This window comes from Paractinoplanes polyasparticus (genome assembly GCF_019710575.1).
Classification (GTDB): Bacteria; Actinomycetota; Actinomycetes; order Mycobacteriales; family Micromonosporaceae; genus Actinoplanes; species Actinoplanes polyasparticus.
Map to the genome: position 1 here is coordinate 259,636 of NZ_JAHWFK010000031.1, position 18,023 is coordinate 277,658.

The following is an 18,023-nucleotide window of genomic DNA, read 5'->3' on the forward strand; positions in this document are numbered from 1 at the left end:
AAAAGTTTTCTGATCCGGCTGCATCCGCCCGCCGACGCCGCGACGAAGGACCGGGCGTACCGAATCAACGACGATCACGCACAGGAGATCCGATGCGCATTCTGCCCTTCCGCCGTGCCGCTGCTTTCGGCGCGGTGACCCTGCTGGCCCTCGGCGGCCTCGGGGCGATGGCCACCTCGCCGGCGTACGCCAAGGCCAACTCGCAGGTGACGGTCGTGCACGGCATCCCAGGACAGGCCGTCGACGTCTACGTCAACGGCGAGAAGACCGTGCCGAACTTCCAGCCCGGCAAGGTCGCGGGCCCGCTGAGCCTGCCCGCCGGCGAGTACGACATCGCCCTGACCAAGCCCGGCGACGCCATCGGCAGCGCCCTGCTCAAGGTCGACAACGCCGAGGTGCCGGGCGACGCCAACATCAGCCTGGTCGCCCACCTCAACGCCGAGGGGGAGCCGGCGCTGACCCCGTTCGTCAACGACACCGCCAAGCTGGCGGCGGGCAAGACCCGGCTCATCGTGCGGCACGCCGCGGCCGCCCCGGCCGTGGACATCCGGGCCGGCGGCGAGCCGGTCTTCGAGGGCGTGACCAACGGCAAGGAGGGCAAGGCCGACCTGGACGCGGGTACGGTCTCGGCCGACGTCGTGCTGGCCGGCACCGACACCCGGGTGCTCGGCCCGGCCGACCTCGACCTCAAGGAAGGCACCGCGACCATCGTGTACGCGGTCGGCTCGGCCGAGGACGAGACCCTCGACCTCGTGACGCAGTCGATCACCGGGCTGCACTCGGCGCCCGGCGGCGTGCCCAGCGGCGACGGCGGCCGCGCCGACGGCAACGGCAACGGCAACCTGCCGCTGTACGGCGCCGGCGCCGTGGGCATCCTCCTGGCCCTGTTCGGCCTCGCGCGGCTGGTGACCGGACGTCGATGAACTCGCATCGCGGCACGCCCCGGACCCGTCCGGGGCGTGCCCTCACCCTCGTTCTGCTCGGTCTGGCCCTGGCCGTCACCGCGGGCACCGTCGCCTGCCAGTCGCAGCCGGCGGACGACTTCGGCGCCCCGGCCGTCACCACTCCCGCGTCCTCGCCGCCTCCGCCGACGGCGGCCGCGGCCGCCGTCGCGATCCAGGACGGCGCGCCGCCGAAGAGCACCGCCGCTGACGTGCCGGCCCGGCTTCGCATCCCCGCCCTCGACCTCGACGCGACCGTCGACGCCGTCGGCATCGACGCCGCGACCGGCGAGTTCGCCGTCCCGCCGAGCGTCGACCGGGTGGGCTGGTACCGGTACGGGCCGGGCTTCTCGGCGAAGGCCGGATCCATCGTCGTGGCCGGGCACGTGGACAGCGCGGCCGAGGGCAAGGGCGCCTTCTTCCGGCTGGGGTCGCTCGAGGCCGGGGACTCCGTGACCCTGACCGGCCCGGGTGGCAAGGAGCGTGTCTTCGAGGTGATCGCCCGCGAGCGGTACCGCAAGACGGCCATCCCGCTGGACAAGTACTTCGCCCGCGACGGAACGGCCCGGCTCACGCTGATCACCTGCGGCGGGCCGTTCGATCCGAAGACCCGCCACTACCGCGACAACGTGGTGATCACGGCCGCCGCCCGCGGGTGAGGCCCCATCGTGGTGGAAGCGACGTTCACCCCGGCGGCGTGCCTGCCACCGTCGGTTCGCAGCTTGTCCTGATCGATGCGTGTGACCAGGATGCGGTCGGCCGAGTCGCCGCGCAGGCGGCGCTCGACGTCGACGTCGTACAGCGCCAAGGGGATGCTCTGCGCGCCGGCGACGGCCCGCTGCGGGACCAGAGCGCTCTCCAGGAGCTTGGCGCGGACGCCCTCCACGGTGCCGCTGACGACGGTGTCCGCGGTGTCCGCCATCTCCTCGACGGAGGCGTAGACCGGACCGTCGAAGTGGGCCATCGGCACCGGCTCGGCCGGGGCGCAGCCGGCGAGCGCCGCGACGGCGACCGCCGCGAGCGGCAGAATCATGCGTTTCGATCGAATCATGGCTCGCTCCCCTCAGTAGATGTTCTGGACGCCTCGGACGTCGTCCGCCCACGGCGCGGTGCCCGGGCAACCGAACTTGCCCCGTCCCTGCGCCATGACCGAGGGGCGGCCGCACTCCATCGTGGTGTGGTCGAGTCCGACCGTGTGGCCGAGCTCGTGGATGGCGACGAGCTTGCGCTCGTGGCCGGAGAAGCCGTCCATGATCCGGCTGTTGAAGTGGACCTGGACGGTCCGGCGCCACGTGTTCGGCGCGTAGCAGCCCTGATCGATGATCGTTCCCCAGTAGTCCTCGCTCGTGGAGACCGTCCACGTCTCGACGTTCGCGCCGCTGGTGGCCTCGGCGAACGTGACCGGCGCGCTCGTGCGGTTCCAGGCGTTCGCGGGGTCGATGGCGGCGTTGCGGTAGACGCCGGTGGACCGCACGACCAGGTCGAGCCTCGGATTGGTGCCCGTGAACAGGGCGCCGGCCCCGGGGAGCGAAACGGTCAGGCGGGGGAGCGGCGCCACGTCGCGGCCGGAACCAGGGGGACGGGGTCGGGCCGTTCGGTCGTCGTGGTCAGCTCGATGCGGCGGCCCTCCTCAGCCGACCGCAGCAGCGACGTCATGGCGTCCAGGACGTGCAGGGCCAGCGCGCCGCTCGCCCGGGGCGACGTCGTGGTGAGCATGTCGAGCAGGCCGATGCCCCGGGCCGCGTCCGCGTACCCGGCGGACGGGGGCACACTGCGCCACTCGGTGGCGCCCAGCTCGAACAGGCGGACGTCGCCGGCGAACAGGTTGGGGTCGGGCACCGCGAGGGTGCCGGTCTCGCCGTGCACCTCGATCGGGGCGGCCGTGGTGCGGACGGCGTCGAAGCTGGTGGTGATCGTGGAGAGGGCGCCGCTCGTGTGATGCAGGATCCCGGACACGTGGGTGTCGACCGAGACCGGGATCCGCTCACCCGTCCGCGGACCGGAGCCGATCACGCGCGTGTCGCGCCGGCGGGACGAGGCGCCGGTGACGGCGGCGACCGGGCCGAGCAGGTGGACGAGGGCGGTCAGGTAGTACGGGCCCATGTCGAGCAGCGGGCCGCCGCCGGGACGGTAGTAGAAGTCGGGCTGATGATGCCAGCGTTCGTGCCCGGGCGTCGCCATCACCGCGACGGCGGACAGCGGCTGCCCGATCACACCGGCGTCGATGACCGCCCGGGCGGTCTGCACACCGGTGCCCAGCACGGTGTCGGGGGCACAGCCGACCTCGACACCGGACGCGGCGGCTCGCTCCAGCAGCGAGACGGCTGCGGGCATGTCAGCGGCGAGCGGCTTCTCGCCGTACACCTGCTTGTTGTTGGCGATGGCGCCCAGCGCGATCGAAGCGTGCGCCGCCGGGATCGTCAGGTTGAGAACCGTGGCGATGGAGTCCTCGCGCAGGAGGTCGTCGACCCGTAGGGCGCGGCAGCCGGGGATGCCGGCCGCGACCGAGGCCGCACGGGAGGCGTCGAGGTCGGCCACCGCCGCGATGGTCACGGCCGGGTGGTTCCCCAGCGTCTCGAGGTACGCGCCGGAGATCCAGCCGGTGCCTACGATCCCGACGCGGTGCGGCTCGCCCACAGCATTCCCCTCTCGATCACGGTTCGTACGCCGGGGTGCCGGAGGACGTCGAGGCTGTGACCGGGCGTGGTGACGACGATCCGGCCCTGACCCCACTGCCTGGTCCAGACGGCCGGTGACGTGATCGGGCGCTGCCACGGATGCCACGGCTGGACGGGGTGGGTGGTGGTGGCGAGGACATCGATGAGGTCGTCGTGCAGCACCCAGTACTGCTCGGTGGTCAGCTCGAAGTCGTCGAGCCCGGCCGTGATCGGATGCTCCCGGCCGGCCGCGGTGATGTCCACCGAGTGGGTCAGGAAGTTGTCGGTCTCGTCGCCCACCCGCGCGGCCGGATCCTTGCCGGGATGGGTCGCGAACTGGCCACCGACCAGCTGCAGATAGTCCGACGAGGCGCGGAACGAGTCGGCGATGCCCCCGTGCCAGCCGGTGAAGCCGGTGCCGGCGGCCACCGCGGCCCGCAGCCCCTCCAGCTCCCGCTGCTCGATCGACGACATGGTCACGCACTGCACGATCAGGTCGGTCGCGGCCATGACGGCCCGATCGCCGTAGACGGTCGTCGAGTCGCTGACCCGCACCTCGAATCCGTTGTCGGCCAGGAACGGCAGGAACAGGTCGGTGGCCTCGACCGGCCGATGGCCTTCCCAGCCGCCGCGTACCACCAGAGCGTCAGGCATCCTCCACGCTTACCACATACATGACCTTGCGGTCGATGAGCGGGCCGGCGGGCGGGACGTGCTCGCGGCGGCGTTCTTCCGCCGCGGCGGAATATTGACACGCGACTCTTGTGCTGCGAATGGGCCGCGGCGCGATAGCCTTGCGGCATATGGCTACCTTTCGCAGCGCCTCGACACTTCTTTCCGCGGACGGCACCCGGACGGCCGGCACCGCAGCGCTCTTCACCGAGCCCGGGCGCAAGGGCGGAACTCCGCCGTGGGCCGGTGATTTCCGGCCTGCGAACGGCCCCGGAAACATTCCGAAGAACGCCGTCGGAAAGACCTTCACCTTGGAGTTGCCCGACGGCAGCACCGGCAAGGTGGTCGTCCAGAATCTGAAGACGGGCAAGAACGGCGTCACGCTGGCGTTGATGGGCCAGGACGCGCCCCCGTTCTGACCGTCGAATGACACCGGAACCGCCCGTGAGTGTGAACTTCCGCGAGTGCCGATTGGGCGCTGGATCTTCCGGGCATGTTCTCGCCGCCGTACTGGAACCGCTTGGCTGGAGCCGACGATGATCAACCCGCGAGTGACCCTGGACAGCGAGTCCCTGGGCCCGGTGGAGCAGAAACTGCAGGAGCCGTTGGAGCAGCAGCTCACCTCGGCCCTGCAGCAGGCCACGCACACCGTCGAGGACAGCTACTCCGGCGAGAGCGTTCAGCAGGTGGCCCAGGAACTGCTGGTGGAAACCAAGGACGGCCTGCACCCGGACATCGCCGCCGGCTTCGCGCCGGACGCCGCGCAGCTGCAGGCCGTGGCGGCCGCCATCGTGGACGAACACCGATAAACCGCCCCGCGTGCGGGGTCCGCCGGCTGAACCAGCCGGCGGACCCGCGCGGATCACGGTGGAGTATGTCGATCGTCGGTGACGTGGCCGGTGGCCTCCTCGTCCGGCCGTGCCACCGTCGGCTCCGACGATGAGGTGCCGGGCGGCGGCGCCGAACGTGCGGTGGGTGCGGGCGGCTCCGGTGGCTGTGCGGGGCCGGATCGGCCGGGCCACGACGCGGCCATGAGGTCGTCGAACTCCGCCTGAACCAGGTCGGGGTCGCTGGTGACGAGCTCTGCGAACGCCTCGTCGAACCCGTGGTCCCACTCCGGGGACAACGCGGTCCGGGCCTGCACCTCGAGATTGTCGATCATGTTTCACCACCCGTCGTCTGATCCGGACGAGAAGCTGACGAGCCGCCAGGTCAGCTGGTGATGACCTTCTGCTCCCCGGTCTGACCGGCCGTCACGGCGACCTTGCGCGGTTTGGCCTTCTCGGCGATCGGGATCCGCAGTACGAGAACCCCGTTCTCGTACGCGGCGTCGATGTGCTCGGTGTCGAGGGCGTCTCCCAGGAACAGCTGCCGGGAGAACACACCGAGGGGGCGCTCGGTCAACTGCGTCACAGCCTGCTCGCCCAGGTCGATGGGGCGGCGCTCGGCGCGCACGGTGAGGACGTTGCGTTCCACGTCGACTTCGATGTCGTCGGCCTGGACGCCGGGCAGATCGAAAGCGATCACAAAATCGTCGCCGTTGCGGATCGCGTCGACCGGCATCGTCGTCGGGCGGGACCAGGTGCCGGACGGCGCGGCGCCGAACAGCTGCTGGGCGAGCCGGTTGACCTCGGTGAAGGGTTCACTGCGCATCAACATCGTGCCACCTCCTGCAGTCTCGACCTCGGGGTCAATGCGCGTTACTGTTTTCGTACCACGTCATCGGAACGATGACAAGAGGAATGTCGTCGCAACGATGACGGCGCGGCCGGGAGGGTGCGGCATGACGGAGGCAGTCACCACGGGGCGCGATCTCGTAGCAGTCACGGCAGCGCTCGCCGGCACGGCTGAGTCGGTCCGACGGGCCGCCGACGAGGTGAGCCCGGCTGATCTGCTCGCCGCGCTGAGCCTGCTGCGGTGGGCGCAGTCCGAGCTGGCCGCCATCGAACCGGAGCTCGTCACGGCCGCTCGGGCCGCCGGCGTCTCCTGGCAGAGCCTCGCTCCGGCGCTGGGCGTGGCCAGCCGGCAGGCCGCCGAGCGTCGCTACCTGCGCAGCACGTCCGCCGGCACCGGTGCGCCGGGGGCCACGCGCGACGCCCGGGTCCAAGCCGAACGCGACCGCCGCGCCGCGCACCGGGCTGTCACGCGATGGGCCAACGACAACACCGCCGACCTGAGGCGGCTGGCCGGACAGGTCGTGGGCCTCACCGATCTCGATGACGCGGCCACCGAGACCGTCAGCCGGTTGCACGGGGCACTGGGAGACCACGACGCCTCGGCGCTGCCCGGCCTGCTCGCCGCCACCCAGCCCCATCTTCCGGGACATCCGGAGCTGGCCGCCCAGATCGACGCGGTCACCGAGCAGGCGGCCCGGATCCGCCGCCACCACGACCGTCCGAAAGGGGCCCGGACGCCGGAACCCTGACCGGCCGGCGCCGCGCCCGGAGCGGGCAGCGAGATGCTTGGATGCCCTCATGGGTATCGACGGCAAGGCGCTCGTGCTGGGCGGAGGCGGCGTCACCGGCGTCGCCTGGGAGATCGGACTGCTGCGGGGCCTGGCCGAGCGGGGCGTCGACCTGACCGATGCCGGGCTGTTCGTCGGGACGTCGGCCGGCTCGTCGGTGGCCGCCCAGGTGCTGTCCGGCGTGCCGCTCGAGGACCTCTACGAGGCGCAGCTGGCCGGGGCAAGTGCTGAGATCGCGGCGCGGATGGGCTTCGGCGATCTGCTCAAGTTCGTGGTCGCCGGGCTCTGGCCGGGCGATCCGGCGCGGGGGCGGGCCTGGCTCGGACGGCTGGCCCTGCGTGCCCGCACGGTGCCCGAGGCGGAACGACGCGCCGTGATCGAGCGGCGCATCGGCGACAGCGGCTGGCCGGCGACCCGTCTGCTCATCACCGCGGTCGAGGCGGTGAGCGGGAAGGAACACTGTTTCGACGCGGCCGGCGGGGTGCCGCTGGTCGACGCCGTCGCGGCCAGTTGCGCGGTGCCGCTGGTCTGGCCGCCGGTGACGATCGGCGGAGTGCGGTACATCGACGGCGGGATCCGTTCGATCGCCAACGCCGATCTGGCCGCCGGCTGCCGACAGGTGGTGGTGCTGGCCCCGATGACCAGGTCGGTACGGCGATCGGGCCGGCCGGCGGCACAGCTCGCGGCGCTGGGACCGCGGGTGCGCGGCGTGGTGGTGTCGCCGGATGCGGCCGCCCGCGCTGCCATCGGCGGCAACCCCCTGGATCCGGCGCGGCGGCGACCGGCCGCCGAGGCGGGGCGCGCGCAGGCGGCGGTCGAAGAGGATCGGCTCCGGGCCGTGTGGGCGAACTGAGGCCGCGTACTCAGAAGGGTTGAGTAGGCGCGGGGAAGTGGCGCGGGGTGCGGAATCCCTAGCGTCATACCCGTGATCTCGACCTTCCGGCAATGGACGCTGCGGCTCGGCAGCTACGCGCTGAGCGGCATCTACGCGCTCTATCGGGCGCATCCGGCGGTGTGGCGTCTCATGGCACGCCACTACCGGCCGCGGATGGCCGGCTTCGCCCGGCTCAACGCCTGGATGACGTGTCAGTTCGCGGCGCTCGACGTGCCCGCCTACGGCGACTTTCTCCGGCGCCAGGGGTGGGAGTTCCGCTGGTTCGACCTCGAGAGCTACCCGCCCACCGGGAAGGCCTCGTACGTGCAGGCGTATCCGGAGCACGAGCGGTGCCGCAACGGGCGGCTCGAGATCGCGGGCAGTGTGGTCGACGAGTCGTCCGGGTCGTCGGGGCAGCCGTTCAACTGGGTCCGGAGCCGGGCCGAACTGCGGGCGGTGCACCGCAACCTGGCCGCGTACGCCACCATGATCTTTCCGGCGAAGCGGCGGTTCGTCATCAACGCCTATTCGATGGGCGCGTGGGCGACCGGCACGAACACCGGCATCGCGATGTCGCGGATCGCCATGGTGAAGAACACCGGTCCGGACATCCGCAAGATCATCGACACGCTGCGGCATTTCGGGCCCGACTTCGAGTACGTGGTGACCGCGTACCCGCCCTTTCTCAAGCGCCTGCTCGACGAGCTCGACGCCGAGCGGTTCCCGTGGTCCGAGTACCGGATCTCCGGGCTCGTCGGCGGCGAGGGGATGACCGAGGCCCTGCGCGACTATCTCGAGAAGCGCTTCCTGAAGGTCCGCTCCGGCTACGGCGCCAGCGACCTCACCATCGGCATGGCCGGCGAGACCGACCTCACCGTCTGGGTCCGTCGCCGGCTGCGCGCCGACGCCGGGTTCCGCGCCGAGCTGCTCGGTCCGGACGAGCAGCGGCTGCCGATGGTGTTCCAGTACAACCCGCTCGAGACGTTCCTGGAGACCACCGCCGACTCGGAGATCCTCTGCACGATCAATTCGACCTCCGTGGTGAATCCGAAGGTGCGCTACAACATCGGCGACGAGGGCCGGCTGGCCACGCTGCCCGAGGTGCTGGCCGCCATCGCCGATCCGGCGGCACGGGCCGAGGCGCAGGCGGCGATGCGGGTCGACGGGATGCGCCTGCCGCTGCTGTTCCTGTTCGGGCGCAAGGACAGCACGATCTCGTACATGGGGGCCAACATCTACCCCCAGGACATCGAGTACGGGCTGTACGACGGAAACCCGTACGCCCATCTGCTCGAGGGTTTCTGCCTCGAGCTGGTGCAGGACGACCGGCTCGAGAGCCGCCCCACCGTCCACCTTCAACTGCGTTCCGGCGTACGCCTGGAGGCCGCGCGACGCGACCTGCTGACCGACACCTGCCGGACCGGGGTGCTGGCCCACCTGACCGCGTCGAGCCGGGACTTCGCGGAGTCGCTGGCCGAGGACCCGTCCGCTGCCGACCTGCGGGTCGCCGTCCATGAGCACGGCGCCGGCCCGTTCGCCGGCGCGGCCGCCAAGCTCAAGAACGTCTACCTCATCAAGGGGACAGCCGCATGAGGACCACCGACTTCACCGCCGCCCCGCCGCAGGGCCGGGCGACCGCCATGTTCATCGGGGCCACCCGCTACTCCGGGCCGCTGGCCATGCTGCACACGATCCGCGCCTGGTTCCCGATGGTGCGGCAGATGAAGCGCATGGCCGGGTACCGCTGGCACACCGTGTACTACCAGTTCCCGTACACCATCGGCACCATCGCCTTCTTCAGCGACCAGGACGCGATGCTCAAGTTCGCCCGCAGCCGCCACCATCGCGATCTGATGTGCTGGCTCACCGACTCCGGCGCCGGCAACGCGACGGCCGGCTTCATCCGGCTGTTCACCGCCGAGCCGCACGGTTACAGCAACGGCTCGTGGCGCGCCGAGGACGGCAGCCTGTCGCACATGCCGACGTGGACACCACTGTCCACCGAGGACGCCGGTCCGCCGGTGCACCGCTCGTGAAGGCCACTCCGGTCCGTACCCGGGCCGACCTCCGCGACTTCTGTGAGCTGCCGCTGCGACTGCATCCCCGCGACCTCTACGTTCCCCTGCCGGCGCCCGTCATCGCCCGGCACGCGCGGACCGCGAAGCTGTACGTGGTGCGCGACAGCCGGGGCCGGGTCGTCGGGCGGACCAGCACACACCGCGACGAGGCGTTCGTCCCGTGCCAGCTCTTCGGGCACACCGAATTCATCGACGACGACGCCGTGTTCGCGACGCTGGTGGACGTCGTGACCCGCGATGCCGGTGGGCGCGCCCTGTTCGGCCCGGTGGCGTTGCTGCCGAACCAGACCGGCGGCGTCATCACCAGCGGCTTCGAGGACCGCGGTTTCGTCGACTCGGCGTGGAACCCGGCCTACTACCCGTCCCTGTACGAGCGGCACGGCTTCACCCGCCGGTTCCAGGCCGACACCTGGGTCGTGGAGGTCGCGGGCTCGGCCGCCGCCTACACGTTCGACGACAGCCGGATCGCCGCCGAGCGACTGGTGATCCGGCACGGTTCGCGCCGCGGGCTGCGTCACCAGCTGCCGATCCTGCGCGAGATGCTGAACGCGAGCTTCGCCCGGCTCGGCTACTACACCGAGATCTCCGCCGGTCAGCTGGCCGAGCAGACCGACGGCCTGGCCTTCCTGCTCGACGAGGGCCTGCTGCTCTGGCTGGAGAAGGCGGGCCGGCCGGTGGCGTTCGTGGTCGCCGTCCCGGACATCTCCGAGTTCCTGATGCGCACCGGCGGCCGGCTCGGCCCGGTCGAGCAGCTGCGGCTGCTCGCCACCCGGTCGCGCTACCGCCGGGACGCGGTGCTGGTCGTCAAGGGCACCGTTCCCGGCGCGCAGGGCCAGGGCTACATGACGCTGCTGAGCCGCGAAGTGCACCGCCACCTCGAGGCGAGCGGATACCGGACGCTGCGCAGCACCTTCGTGGAGCGCGACAACGCCGCGTCCGCCGCGTCCTACCGCCGGGCCGGTGGCCGGCCCCTGCACGGATACACCTTCTTCGAGCGAGGTGCGGCATGACGTGGGTTTCCGCCCTGCGGGAGCGCGAGGCGTTGTTCCGGCGGGCGCCGAGCGCGCACAACACGCAGCCCTGGACCATCGACTACCGCGATGACGAGATCGTCATCGGCGCCGACCCGGAGCGGTCGCTGCCCGGCTCGGATCCGTCCGGCCGGGACCTGGCGCTCGGGCTGGGCGCGTTCGCCGAGACCTGTCTGATCGTCGCGGCCGACGCCGGTCTGCCGGTAGCCTGCGACCTCAGCGATCCGCGGCGGATCCGGCTGGTGCCGGCGGCGGAGCGCTACGACACGATCTTCCACCGCGCCGACATCGAGGCGCGCCGGGTGAACCGGGGACCGTACGAGCCCGGGCTCCTGGATCTGGTCGTCCTGGCCGGTCTGGAGCCCGGGATCGTGCACGTCCGCAGCCGCGCCCTGGCCGGCGATCTGGCCGAGGCCGACCGCTGGATGTTCGGCAGCCCGCCGGTGGCGCGCGAGCTGTGCGCCTGGCTGCGGCTGAACCCGCGCGACCCGCGTTATCACCGCGACGGGCTGACCGACCGCGCGCTCGGACTGAGCCGCCTCGAAGCGCGGGTGCTGTCGGCTGCGCTGCGCGCCTACCCCCTGACCCGGCGGCTCGGCCTGCCCGCCCTGCTCGCGGCGAGCGGGCAGAACCTTCTGCGGTACGACGGAAGTGTGCTCGTCCTGACCGGCCGGGGCGACGATCCGCGGGACGCGGGCCGGCGCCTGTTGCGGACCTGGCTCCGGCTGGCCCGCTTCGGGCTGGCCGTCCATCCGCTCAGCCAGCTGCTGGACTGCCCGGCCACCGCGGCCCGCCTGGCCGGCCGGGTGGGCGCGACGCCGCTGGCGGTCTTCCGCGTCGGCTACCCGCAGCACGAGGCGGCCCGATCGGCCCGCCTCCCGGCAGGCACGGACGTGAGGGGAGAAGCAACGGTGCAACCTCCGTCACAATTACCACATTTGGGGTATTAACCGCCGCGGGTGCGCATACTTTTTGGCGACCGGATCAACCGCTCGTGAAGAGGAAGCCACAGCGTTGCCCCAGTCGCTCGTCGAGTCCGCGAACCCGATCACGATCGTCGCCGCGAGCCTCCTGCTCTGCGCGGTGATCGTGGTGCTGCTGCGCCGCAAGGTCAAGCCGGTCGTCGAGTCCGTCGCCCGGGCCCTGTACGACGAGGTGCGACCGCATCTGCCGCCCGGCCTGCGCCGCGTGGCGCGCCGCTGGTACGAGCGGACCGACCCGGCCATCGCCCGCTCCATCCTGGTGGCGGCGATCGCCGCCGGGATCGCCTGGTCCGCAGCCGAGACCCTGCAGCTGGTGGGCGCGGTCACGGCCTCGATCTCGGCGATCCTGTCGGTGCACCTGAGCTCGCACGCCTCGGTCCGGGAGGGTACGAAGCGTCTGGTCGGCACCGCCGCCGGTATCGGGTTCGCCGTGGGCGTGTGGGGCGTGTTCGGCCCGAGCCCGGTGTCGATCGCGCTGATCGCCGGGTGCGGGCTCGTCGTCGGCCGGCTGTTGCGGCTGGGCGACGGCGCCGTCACCGTGCCGGCGACCTCGCTGGGCGTCCTGGTCGCCGGCAGCGCGGTCACCGGCGCCTTCGTCTGGGAGCGGGTCTGGGCGACGGGGCTGGGCATCGTGGTCGGCATGATCCTGTCGCCGCTCGTCGGCGGGATGACGCCGCTGGAGCGGGCGCACTGCAAGCTGGCCCACCTGTCCACCGAGATCGCCCGCCTGCTCGGCGACCTCGGGACCGGTGCGGCTCGTGGGTACGGCCGGGACCAGGCGGCGCAGTGGCTGGCGCGGTCGCGCGAGCTCGGTGAGACGCTCGGCGAGGCGGTCGACGCGGTGGAGGACCTGGACCGGCAGGCCCGCTGGTCGCTCACGACGCCGCACACCGAGGTGGCCCCGGTGCACCACACGTATCGCGTCCTCGAGCACGGCGTGCACCAGGTGAACTCGGTGGCCCGGACGATGTTCGACGCCGCCCTGACGCCGCACAGTCCCGGCGTGCCGGATGACATCGGGCCGCTGCTGACGGCCGCTTCGGAGGCGTTCGCCGCGCACGCCCGGCTGGAAACGGATCCGGACGCCGACCCCACCCAGGACGCGGACGACCTCGAGGATCTGCTGGACGGTCTGCGCGAGACGCGACGCCGGACGCTGCACAAGATGCGTAACCAGGTGGACGACACCGGGGTGCTGGTTCTGACCGGCTCGATCATCACCGACATCGACCGGATGGCCGGGTCGCTGGAGAAGTCGGCGCCGGCGCTCAGCATCGGCGCCCGGGAGACCGGCCCGAGCATCCCGGCGGTCTCGGAGGTCGTGCCCGTGGTCCGCAGCTTCTGGGAGAAGGCCGTGGTCACGAAGGCCGAGCCGGACCGCCGCCGGCCGCACCGGCGAACTGGGCGCTGAAGTGACGGGACGCGGTCAGCCCGGGCGTCCTCGCGTCTCCCGGCGCAACACTGCGGAGGAATAACGAGCCGGGGTCAGAGCCCATTCGGCCGGGGCGAACCCGGCCGGCAGCCCGGGCCGGCGCCAGGTGTCCGGATGGTGGCCGTCCGGCAGCCACTCGCGGCGCCAGATGCCCAGGGCGGTGTCGAGATCGGCCATGGCCGGGCTGAGCTGGTCGGCCAGGGGCGTCCGCAGGTGCTCGGCCCACAGCTTGGCGCGCAGGTCGCGGACCAGGGGCCCGGAGGTGACGAGGGTGGACGTGATCTCGCTGTCGGTGCCGACCATCGAACGGCTGAAGAAGTTGGCCGAGCCGATGCTGGCGAACACGTCGTCGACGAGCATGAGCTTGGTGTGGACGGTCAGGTTGTCGACTCGGTACATCACCACGTTGCGCTGGGCGGCCTTCGGTAGCCGGGCCAGCACCCGCCACCGCAGGTCGTGGGTGATCACCGGATGGACGGTGCTGTCGCCGCCGTCGGCCGGGTCCTTCCGCCCGGACCCGATCAGGATGATCTTGACGCCACGCCGGGCGGCGGCGCGCAGCCGGCCGTAGAGCTGGAACCGCGGATCGCCGCCGGGGGCCTCGTGGAAGTACTGGTCCTCGAGGTAGATGTAGCGCTCGGCGGCGCCGATCGCGGTGGTCATCGAGTGGTAGATCTCCTGGATGCCGGCCCGGACGACGTTGGCCCGGCGCAGACGGCGCAGCCCGCGGTGGCCGTAGAGACGCCACGGCCGGTAGGAGCGCACGACCTGGACCGCGGTTCCCTCCGCCGGATGCTCCGGCTGCTCGGGCACGGGCGGCAGGTCGCGCGGCGGGTCGAGCGGGTTGAGCCACGTGAGCCCGCCGCTGGGCAGGTGGAAATACTCCGGTGGCAGGTTCTTGGCGATGGGTCGCGGCGGCAGTGCGGCGGTGTTCTGCCAGCGGAACTGGAACGTCTCCCGGACCCGTCCGGCGGCCGGGCCGTGCAGGCGCGCGGCCGCGTCGTGCCAGCCCCAGCGGTGGGTGCCGAGCTTCAGGCGCTGGTGCGGCGAGTGGTCGTACCGGGTGGGGGAGAGGTCGAGACCGCCGACGTACGCGGTGAGCACGCCGTCGTGGCAGAACACCACGAGTTTCTGGTGGTTCGAGCCCAGCACCGGGCCCGACCAGTCCAGCAGCACCCGGTCCTCCAGCGGCGGCGTGGCGACGTCCCGCGTCGATGGCTTCCACGCCCGGATCACCCGGGCGGCCAGCGTGTTGGCCCGGAACGGCCCGACCGGCAGCCACGGCACGCCGCCGGAGAACTCGGCCGCGCTGAGCACGATCCGCACGTCGGTGCCGCCCGCGGCCTTCTCGGCGAGCACATCGGTGAACGGCCGGTAGCCGGCCTCGCCCGGTGCGCGCCCGGTGAGGTCGAGCTGCGGGTCGGCCTGGTAGCCGGCGATGTAGACGGCGTCGCCGGGACCGAGCGCCTGCATCCGTCCGGCCAGCTCGGTGAAGTAGGTGACGCCGTCGATGATCGGCTCGAAGAGCGAGTTCTCGGTGAAGGTCGGGCACGCCTCGGTGGCCGGTGGCAGATAGCGGCCGATCAGGTCGGTCAACGACGGTGCGTGCGGCATGCCCGTGATTACACCCGATGCGGGCCGTCCCGTCACCTACGGGGCCAGGGCCTCGGCCGAGCACGGGGCCGGGTCGCTCAGCTCGGCGATGATGCGGGTGGCGGCGGGGACCCGCTTCGCGTACGCCTCGGGGTAGGCCGACACCTGCACGGCCTGGGCGGCTTCGGTGTAGCGCATCTCCTGCCAGCCCCGGGTGCGGAGCAGCTTGTCGTAGAACCGGTGGGTCTGGTACGCCGGGTCGGACAGTTGCCGGGGCGTTCCCCAGCCCTGGCTGGGGCGTTGCTGGAACAGGCCGATGGAGTCGCGGTCGCCGCCCTTCAGGTTGCGCAGGCTGGACTCCTGCAGCGCGGTGGCGACCGCGATCAGCCGGCCCTCGGCCGGCACCCGCCGCTCGGCGCCGATCGTGATGATGGTGCGCGCATTGGCGAGTTGCTCCTCGCTCCAGCTCGCACCGTCCGGTGTGGAGGGCGGCGCCGCAGCCGCCGGCGTGCAGTCGGCGTCGGCATGGAGCAGGGGACTGATGACAAAGCCGGCCAGCACGGCGGCGACGATCACGAACAACGCGCGCACGACGAGGAGCACCTTTCGGGGGTGGGGGTCCGGCGAAGGCTACCGGTCGGCATCGATGGATCCCCGCGGCCGCCGCCAGGTTCAGCCGGCCGGCCGGCAAGATCGGACCGGTCGGCCGGTGGCGGCGGTGCACGCTTTGAGTTCGAAGCAAGTAGAATGGCCCGGTGAGTGATCCGACCCCTGGCCTGAACGCCGAGCAGCTCGGCGCGTACTTCGCCCTGATGGAGGTCAGCAGCCTTCTTCAGTACGCGGTCGACGAGCACCTGCGGGCCGACGGTGACCTCAGCTATGTGCAGTTCCAGATCCTGGCCCGGCTGGTGGACGCGCCCGACGGCCGCCTGCGGATGACCGATCTGGCCGACGGTGTCGTCTACAGCCGCAGCGGGCTGACCTATCAGGCCGGGTTGCTCGACAGGCGCGGCCTGATCACCCGTGCGCCGTCGCCGGACGACGAGCGCAGCGTCATCGTGAGCGTCACCGACGCCGGCCGGGAGCTGGTGGCCCGCGTGCTGCCGGGGCACGTCGACCGCGTACGGCAGCTGCTGTTCGAACCGATGAAGGGCCGGGACCTCCCCGTCCTCAGCGCCGTGCTGGGCCGGGTCCGCGACCACATGCGCGCCAACCCGCCCCGGTCCGCCAAGCCTCGCGCCGGGCGTGGGCGAGCCGGCTGACCGGTCGTACGGAAAGGGTGGAACGGCATGGACCGGGCGCTGCTGGCGGATTTCCTGCGGTCTCGACGTGAGGCGCTGCAGCCGGAGGACGTCGGGCTCCCGCGCGGACCGCGACGCCGCACCGGTGGGCTGCGGCGCGAAGAGGTGGCGGCGCTGGCCGGCATGTCGGCCGACTACTACGGCCGGATCGAGCAGCAGCGCGGCCCGATGCCGTCGGAGCAGATGCTGGGCGCGCTCGCCCGGGGGCTGCAACTGAGCCTGAGCGAGCGGGACCATCTGTTCGCCCTCGGCGGGCATTCGGCGCCGCGGCGGGCGCGGGGCGAGGAGGAAGTCAGCCCCGCCATGAGGCGTATCGCCGACCGCCTCGCGGACACGCCGGCGCTGGTGATGTCCCGGTACGGCGAGACACTGCTGCAGACGCGCCCCGCGGTGGCTCTGTTCGGCGACTACACCCGGTTCAGCGGGTTCTCGCGCTATCTGGTCTACCGGTGGTTCACCGACCCGGCGCAGCGCGAGATCTATCCCCCCGAGGACCACGACCTGCGGGGGCGGGTCTTCACCTCGGATATGCGGGCGGCGTACACGGCCGATCCTCAGGGCCGGGCCGGCGAGATCGTCGCGGCGCTGCTGGCGGTCAGCCCCGAGTTCGCCGAGGTCTGGGGGCGGCACGAGGTGGACATCAACCATCACCTCGACCTCAAGCGCTACCGGCATCCCGAACTGGGCGAGCTGGAGTTGTACGGCCAGCGGCTGGTGGACCCCGACCAGGGCCAGGAACTGCTGGTCTTCTCGGCGGCGTCCGGAACCGAGAGCCACGAGAAGCTGCAGATCCTGACCGCCGCCCGCGGCTGACCCGGCCGGCGGCACGACCCGGACAACTTGTCCCCGGATGAGTGCGGCCTTCAACCGGGTCCCGCCTCGCGCCACGCTGAACGGGTCGAACACCGACGCCGGCCGGCTCGGCTGTCGGCCGAGTCACACCGACAACTATTGCTTCGAAATCGAAGCGTGTTACGGTCTCCATGTGCTTCGAAAACGAAGCACATGACATCAGCGGGAAGAGGGATCACCCATGAAGGCAATGCGTTTCCACAAGTACGGCGACCCGGGCGTCCTGCGGTACGAGGACGTCGAGCAGCCCGTCGCCGGCCCCGGGCAGGCTCTGATCCGGGTGGCCGCGACGTCGTTCAACGGGGTCGACGGCACCATCCGCGCCGGATTCATGCAGGGCCCGATCCCGGTGACGCTGCCGCACACTCCCGGCATCGACGTCTCCGGCACGGTCGAGGCGCTGGGCGACGGCGTGACCGGGCTCCAGGTCGGCGACCGGGTCATCGGCTTCCTGCCCATGGCGGGTACGGGCGCCGCCGCCGAGTACGTCGTGGCCCCGGCCGAGGTGCTGGCGGCAGCGCCGACGAGCATCGCGCTGACCGATGCCGCCGCTCTGCCGGTGGTCGGACTGACCGCGTGGCAGGCGCTGTTCGACCACGCGAAGCTGACCGCCGGGCAGCGCGTGCTGGTCAACGGCGCGGGCGGGGCGGTCGGCGGCTATGCCGTGCAGCTGGCCAAGCGGGCCGGCGCGTACGTGATCGCCGCGGCCGGCCCGCGCAGCGTCGACCGGGCCAAGGCGGCCGGGGCCGACGAGGTCGTCGACTACACCGACACCGATGTCATGGCCGCGACCACCTCGGTCGACGTGGTGCTCAACCTGGCGCCGATCGAGCCGGCCCGGCTGGCCGACCTGGTCAACCTCGTCCGGGCGGGCGGGGTCGTGGTGAACACCACGGTCTGGATGCCCGCACCCTCGGACGAGCAGCGCGGCGTACGCGGCATCGACCTGTACGTGCGCAGTGACGCCGCCCAGCTGTCGCAGCTGGTGGCGCTGATCGACGCGGGCGAGCTGCGCGTCGACGTCGCCGGGCGCGTCCCGCTGGCCGACCTGCCGGCGGTCCACGCCCGGGCCGGCGCGGGCGAGCTGCACGGCAAGGTCGTCATCACCGCACCGGCCGCCTGAGACCCTTCCCCCCGTACGAATT

General features: G+C 71.9%; 22 protein-coding genes. 14 read left to right on the top strand and 8 right to left on the bottom strand.

The window, feature by feature from the left end; translation table 11 throughout:
• The first annotated feature begins 92 nt into the window (after positions 1 to 92).
• Complete coding sequence (locus tag KXC43_RS28230) at positions 93 to 923, top strand: DUF4397 domain-containing protein (protein WP_221379183.1); 831 nt, start codon at positions 93 to 95, stop codon at positions 921 to 923.
• Positions 920 to 1,600, top strand: a complete 681-nt coding sequence (locus KXC43_RS28235; RefSeq protein WP_221379184.1) for a class F sortase — start codon at positions 920 to 922, stop codon at positions 1,598 to 1,600. The genes KXC43_RS28230 and KXC43_RS28235 overlap by 4 nt, the downstream gene beginning before the upstream one ends.
• Here KXC43_RS28235 and KXC43_RS28240 read toward each other — a convergent pair.
• Genes KXC43_RS28240 through KXC43_RS28255 form a run of 4 tightly spaced genes read right to left on the bottom strand, consistent with a single transcriptional unit; the run spans position 1,558 to position 4,252 of the window.
• Entirely contained in the window at positions 1,558 to 1,992 is a 435-nt protein-coding gene (locus tag KXC43_RS28240) for a hypothetical protein (RefSeq protein WP_221379185.1), read from the bottom strand. The genes KXC43_RS28235 and KXC43_RS28240 overlap by 43 nt on opposite strands.
• Before the next feature lie 12 nt (positions 1,993 to 2,004).
• A complete protein-coding gene (locus tag KXC43_RS28245; RefSeq protein ID WP_221379186.1) occupies positions 2,005 to 2,499 on the bottom strand; it encodes a matrixin family metalloprotease in 495 nt (164 codons plus the stop codon).
• On the bottom strand, positions 2,478 to 3,578 hold the full coding sequence (locus tag KXC43_RS28250; protein WP_221379187.1) for a Gfo/Idh/MocA family protein: 1,101 nt from the start codon (positions 3,576 to 3,578) through the stop codon (positions 2,478 to 2,480). Before KXC43_RS28250 ends, KXC43_RS28245 begins: the two co-directional genes overlap by 22 nt.
• Positions 3,548 to 4,252 carry a ThuA domain-containing protein gene (locus KXC43_RS28255; RefSeq protein ID WP_221379188.1) on the bottom strand — a complete coding sequence of 235 codons (705 nt, stop codon included), beginning with the start codon at positions 4,250 to 4,252 and terminating at the stop codon, positions 3,548 to 3,550. The genes KXC43_RS28250 and KXC43_RS28255 overlap by 31 nt, the downstream gene beginning before the upstream one ends.
• A gap of 149 nt (positions 4,253 to 4,401) precedes the next feature.
• On the opposite strand from KXC43_RS28255, the gene KXC43_RS28260 reads away from it, so the two are divergent.
• On the top strand, positions 4,402 to 4,689 hold the full coding sequence (locus tag KXC43_RS28260; RefSeq protein WP_221379189.1) for a hypothetical protein: 288 nt from the start codon (positions 4,402 to 4,404) through the stop codon (positions 4,687 to 4,689).
• A 117-nt stretch (positions 4,690 to 4,806) separates the two neighbouring features.
• Positions 4,807 to 5,079: a hypothetical protein gene (locus KXC43_RS28265; protein ID WP_221379190.1), complete on the top strand. Its 273-nt coding sequence runs from the start codon at positions 4,807 to 4,809 to the stop codon at positions 5,077 to 5,079.
• 53 nt (positions 5,080 to 5,132) lie between these two features.
• Here KXC43_RS28265 and KXC43_RS28270 read toward each other — a convergent pair whose 3' ends face one another.
• Together KXC43_RS28270 and KXC43_RS28275 are read right to left on the bottom strand one after the other, a co-directional pair.
• Positions 5,133 to 5,432, bottom strand: coding sequence for a hypothetical protein (locus KXC43_RS28270; RefSeq protein ID WP_221379191.1), 300 nt, complete (start codon positions 5,430 to 5,432; stop codon positions 5,133 to 5,135).
• 50 nt (positions 5,433 to 5,482) lie between these two features.
• Positions 5,483 to 5,929, bottom strand: a complete 447-nt coding sequence (locus KXC43_RS28275) for an Hsp20/alpha crystallin family protein (RefSeq protein WP_221379192.1) — start codon at positions 5,927 to 5,929, stop codon at positions 5,483 to 5,485.
• A gap of 124 nt (positions 5,930 to 6,053) precedes the next feature.
• Here KXC43_RS28275 and KXC43_RS28280 point away from each other — a divergent pair, with 124 nt between their 5' ends.
• The 7 genes from KXC43_RS28280 (at position 6,054) to KXC43_RS28310 (ending at position 13,111) form a co-directional block, all read left to right on the top strand.
• Entirely contained in the window at positions 6,054 to 6,695 is a 642-nt protein-coding gene (locus KXC43_RS28280; RefSeq protein WP_221379193.1) for a hypothetical protein, read from the top strand.
• Between the two features lie 49 nt (positions 6,696 to 6,744).
• The gene (locus KXC43_RS28285; RefSeq protein WP_221379194.1) at positions 6,745 to 7,587 is read left to right on the top strand and encodes a patatin-like phospholipase family protein; all 843 of its coding nucleotides are present in this window, start codon (positions 6,745 to 6,747) and stop codon (positions 7,585 to 7,587) included.
• Between the two features lie 72 nt (positions 7,588 to 7,659).
• Positions 7,660 to 9,201, top strand: a complete 1,542-nt coding sequence (locus KXC43_RS28290) for a phenylacetate--CoA ligase family protein (protein ID WP_221379195.1) — start codon at positions 7,660 to 7,662, stop codon at positions 9,199 to 9,201.
• Positions 9,198 to 9,644, top strand: a complete 447-nt coding sequence (locus KXC43_RS28295) for a DUF4188 domain-containing protein (RefSeq protein ID WP_221379196.1) — start codon at positions 9,198 to 9,200, stop codon at positions 9,642 to 9,644. The genes KXC43_RS28290 and KXC43_RS28295 overlap by 4 nt, the downstream gene beginning before the upstream one ends.
• Positions 9,641 to 10,696, top strand: coding sequence for a hypothetical protein (locus KXC43_RS28300; protein ID WP_221379197.1), 1,056 nt, complete (start codon positions 9,641 to 9,643; stop codon positions 10,694 to 10,696). Before KXC43_RS28295 ends, KXC43_RS28300 begins: the two co-directional genes overlap by 4 nt.
• Positions 10,693 to 11,667, top strand: a complete 975-nt coding sequence (locus KXC43_RS28305) for a nitroreductase family protein (protein ID WP_221379198.1) — start codon at positions 10,693 to 10,695, stop codon at positions 11,665 to 11,667. Before KXC43_RS28300 ends, KXC43_RS28305 begins: the two co-directional genes overlap by 4 nt.
• A 64-nt stretch (positions 11,668 to 11,731) precedes the next feature.
• Positions 11,732 to 13,111, top strand: coding sequence for an FUSC family protein (locus KXC43_RS28310; protein WP_221379199.1), 1,380 nt, complete (start codon positions 11,732 to 11,734; stop codon positions 13,109 to 13,111).
• 15 nt (positions 13,112 to 13,126) lie between these two features.
• Here the strand turns inward: KXC43_RS28310 and KXC43_RS28315 are convergent, their stop codons facing one another.
• Both KXC43_RS28315 and KXC43_RS28320 read right to left on the bottom strand, forming a co-directional pair.
• The gene (locus KXC43_RS28315) at positions 13,127 to 14,746 is read right to left on the bottom strand and encodes a phospholipase D-like domain-containing protein (RefSeq protein WP_221379200.1); all 1,620 of its coding nucleotides are present in this window, start codon (positions 14,744 to 14,746) and stop codon (positions 13,127 to 13,129) included.
• A gap of 36 nt (positions 14,747 to 14,782) precedes the next feature.
• Positions 14,783 to 15,316 carry a peptidase M23 gene (locus tag KXC43_RS28320; RefSeq protein WP_221379201.1) on the bottom strand — a complete coding sequence of 178 codons (534 nt, stop codon included), beginning with the start codon at positions 15,314 to 15,316 and terminating at the stop codon, positions 14,783 to 14,785.
• A gap of 164 nt (positions 15,317 to 15,480) precedes the next feature.
• On the opposite strand from KXC43_RS28320, the gene KXC43_RS28325 reads away from it, so the two are divergent.
• From KXC43_RS28325 to KXC43_RS28335, 3 genes are all read left to right on the top strand, one after another.
• Complete coding sequence (locus KXC43_RS28325; RefSeq protein ID WP_308129290.1) at positions 15,481 to 15,987, top strand: MarR family winged helix-turn-helix transcriptional regulator; 507 nt, start codon at positions 15,481 to 15,483, stop codon at positions 15,985 to 15,987.
• A gap of 27 nt (positions 15,988 to 16,014) precedes the next feature.
• Complete coding sequence (locus KXC43_RS28330; protein ID WP_221379202.1) at positions 16,015 to 16,839, top strand: helix-turn-helix transcriptional regulator; 825 nt, start codon at positions 16,015 to 16,017, stop codon at positions 16,837 to 16,839.
• A 220-nt stretch (positions 16,840 to 17,059) separates the two neighbouring features.
• Entirely contained in the window at positions 17,060 to 18,001 is a 942-nt protein-coding gene (locus KXC43_RS28335) for an NADP-dependent oxidoreductase (protein WP_221379203.1), read from the top strand.
• Positions 18,002 to 18,023 lie beyond the last annotated feature (22 nt).

What these genes read in the sequence shown, in the direction of transcription:
- KXC43_RS28230 (WP_221379183.1), top strand. Translation starts at nt 93, where the DNA reads ATGCGCATTCTGCCCTTCCGCCGTGCCGCTGCTTTCGGCGCGGTGACC.
- KXC43_RS28235 (WP_221379184.1), top strand. Translation starts at nt 920, where the DNA reads ATGAACTCGCATCGCGGCACGCCCCGGACCCGTCCGGGGCGTGCCCTC.
- KXC43_RS28240 (WP_221379185.1), bottom strand. Translation starts at nt 1,992, where the DNA reads ATGATTCGATCGAAACGCATGATTCTGCCGCTCGCGGCGGTCGCCGTC.
- KXC43_RS28255 (WP_221379188.1), bottom strand. Translation starts at nt 4,252, where the DNA reads ATGCCTGACGCTCTGGTGGTACGCGGCGGCTGGGAAGGCCATCGGCCG.
- KXC43_RS28260 (WP_221379189.1), top strand. Translation starts at nt 4,402, where the DNA reads ATGGCTACCTTTCGCAGCGCCTCGACACTTCTTTCCGCGGACGGCACC.
- KXC43_RS28265 (WP_221379190.1), top strand. Translation starts at nt 4,807, where the DNA reads ATGATCAACCCGCGAGTGACCCTGGACAGCGAGTCCCTGGGCCCGGTG.
- KXC43_RS28270 (WP_221379191.1), bottom strand. Translation starts at nt 5,432, where the DNA reads ATGATCGACAATCTCGAGGTGCAGGCCCGGACCGCGTTGTCCCCGGAG.
- KXC43_RS28275 (WP_221379192.1), bottom strand. Translation starts at nt 5,929, where the DNA reads ATGTTGATGCGCAGTGAACCCTTCACCGAGGTCAACCGGCTCGCCCAG.
- KXC43_RS28280 (WP_221379193.1), top strand. Translation starts at nt 6,054, where the DNA reads ATGACGGAGGCAGTCACCACGGGGCGCGATCTCGTAGCAGTCACGGCA.
- KXC43_RS28285 (WP_221379194.1), top strand. Translation starts at nt 6,745, where the DNA reads ATGGGTATCGACGGCAAGGCGCTCGTGCTGGGCGGAGGCGGCGTCACC.
- KXC43_RS28295 (WP_221379196.1), top strand. Translation starts at nt 9,198, where the DNA reads ATGAGGACCACCGACTTCACCGCCGCCCCGCCGCAGGGCCGGGCGACC.
- KXC43_RS28305 (WP_221379198.1), top strand. Translation starts at nt 10,693, where the DNA reads ATGACGTGGGTTTCCGCCCTGCGGGAGCGCGAGGCGTTGTTCCGGCGG.
- KXC43_RS28315 (WP_221379200.1), bottom strand. Translation starts at nt 14,746, where the DNA reads ATGCCGCACGCACCGTCGTTGACCGACCTGATCGGCCGCTATCTGCCA.
- KXC43_RS28330 (WP_221379202.1), top strand. Translation starts at nt 16,015, where the DNA reads ATGGACCGGGCGCTGCTGGCGGATTTCCTGCGGTCTCGACGTGAGGCG.
- KXC43_RS28335 (WP_221379203.1), top strand. Translation starts at nt 17,060, where the DNA reads ATGAAGGCAATGCGTTTCCACAAGTACGGCGACCCGGGCGTCCTGCGG.